The 1,700-nt window shown below is 65.9% G+C and carries 1 protein-coding gene, 3 pseudogenes and 1 riboswitch; of the genes and pseudogenes, 1 reads left to right on the top strand and 3 read right to left on the bottom strand.

Annotated features, from left to right (window positions below):
* Window positions 1-104, top strand: a pseudogene (locus MOV75_RS36940) (cytochrome P460 family protein); the annotation flags it as partial.
* 5 nt (window positions 105-109) lie between these two features.
* Here the strand turns inward: MOV75_RS36940 and cobF are convergent.
* The 3 genes and pseudogenes from cobF to MOV75_RS42805 form a co-directional block, all read right to left on the bottom strand.
* Window positions 110-601: pseudogene (cobF, locus tag MOV75_RS36935) on the bottom strand (precorrin-6A synthase (deacetylating)); the annotation flags it as partial.
* A gap of 40 nt (window positions 602-641) precedes the next feature.
* Complete coding sequence (locus MOV75_RS36930; RefSeq protein WP_246931078.1) at window positions 642-1,319, bottom strand: energy-coupling factor ABC transporter permease; 678 nt, start codon at window positions 1,317-1,319, stop codon at window positions 642-644.
* Between the two features lie 36 nt (window positions 1,320-1,355).
* Window positions 1,356-1,575: riboswitch (cobalamin riboswitch) on the bottom strand.
* A gap of 45 nt (window positions 1,576-1,620) precedes the next feature.
* A pseudogene (locus tag MOV75_RS42805) lies at window positions 1,621-1,700 on the bottom strand (uroporphyrinogen-III C-methyltransferase); the annotation flags it as partial.

The raw sequence follows: 1,700 nt of genomic DNA, 5'->3' as shown, positions 1-1,700 counted from the left end.
GTGCCGTCATCGGCAACCAGACCGCAATCGAGGCGTATCAAGCCGGCAAGCTCCCGTTCCCGGACGGCACCATTCTGGTCAAGCGCGCCTGGAAGCGGAAACAGTCGCTGGTCGAGACCAAAAAGGGCTCGCCGATGTCGTTGAGCGGCAGCGCATGCGCCGCGCACAGCGCCTGAATCGAGGTGATACCGGGCACGACTTCAATCTTCGGCAAGGGATTGAGCCGACGCGCAATGCGCAGCGAGGAATCATAGAGCGAGGGATCGCCCCAGATCAGCAGCGCGACCTTGCCCTTGCCTGCAAGATGTTCTGCGATCGTCTGCGACCAGGTCGCGGCGACCGCATCGTGCCAATCGTCCACGCCCTTGCGGTAATCCGCTTCACCGGCGTCGCGCACGGGGAGATCGAACTCGGCGATTTCAGTCTTGTCGCTGGTGAGCACGTCCGCGCAGATCGTCCGCCGGAGATCGGCGAGGTCGGATTTCGCCGTTCCCTTGCGCGGGATCAGGACGAGATCGGCCGCGTTGATGGCGCGGATCGCGGCGCGCGTGAGCTGATCGGGATCGCCGCAGCCGATGCCTATCAGGGAGAGCGTGAGCATCGCGAGCGCGAGGGGCGGCATACCGCCCCTCGCTGATCTCTCAGGCCGCGTTATGCAGGCGCGGGGTGACGAGGCCTGGCGCGGTGACGCCACGCAGCGACTTCGCCAACGCCAGCACGGCGAGATCGGCCAGCGGCTCGATCACGATGACGAGCGCATAGGAGGCCGCGAACGCCGCGATGTTGGCGAGGTTGCTCATGGCAAAACCGGAGCCATAGAGCGCCCAGAACGCCACCCAGGCGATCACGCCAGCCTGATAGGTCGTCGAGAGCGCCAGCGCCTGCCGATACTTCAAATCGACATAGGCGGTGTTACGGGCAATGATCCGCGAGGCGATCGCCTGGATCGCGAACAGCGGCACCAGCAGCGTCGTGACGTTCATGCCGTATTGCGGGATGTCGGCCGGCTCGAACAACACGCCCTGGAGCAACAGGCCGAGCGCCAGGCCGAAGGCCGCAGGCGCCGCGCCGAACAGCAGGAACAAGGTCGAGCCGAGGATGAAGTGCACTTCGGAGACGCCGACCGGGAAGTGCGGCAGAACCTGGAAGAAAGTGAAGACGAGGCCCGTTGTGGCGAGCGTTCGCGCCGCGAAAGAGCCGACGCCCTGCTCGCGCACGGTCTCGGCTGCAAGTTTCAAGGCAACGCCGCCTGCGGCGATGCCGGTTGCGTAACTCAACACGAGCTTGGCGCCCGTCACGATTCCGGGTTCGATATGCATGGCTCAATTCCTTCCTGCCGTCACACCCGACGGCCTTGGCCTCAAAACGTGCAGGGCCGGTCTCCTGGCTCGCGGTTCACTGGGATCTCCGGCCTTCCCGAACCTTTCGGCCCAGTGGCGGTTCGGAGCCCCTCACCGCTTACAGTCGCGGGGGCGGCTGGGGTTTTGGGCGCCGCAACTTGGTCCGCCCACCCCCATTCCCGATTATGCTCCGACGCTTTGCGCCGCGTTGAGCACCATGCCTCTCCTGTGTGCCCCTTTCGCGGAGCCGGCGTCAAGGGGCGAACGGCCACCGCGGCCGTCACGACGGATAATCCCCCGCCAGCGCGCCGAACAGGATCACCGCAGCCGTGGATGCGGCGCCGCCGCGGGCAAGCTGCT

The sequence above is a fragment of the Bradyrhizobium sp. PRIMUS42 genome, from assembly GCF_023006515.1.
GTDB lineage: Bacteria > Pseudomonadota > Alphaproteobacteria > Rhizobiales > Xanthobacteraceae > Bradyrhizobium.
This window is presented reverse-complemented; position numbering and strand designations above follow the sequence as displayed.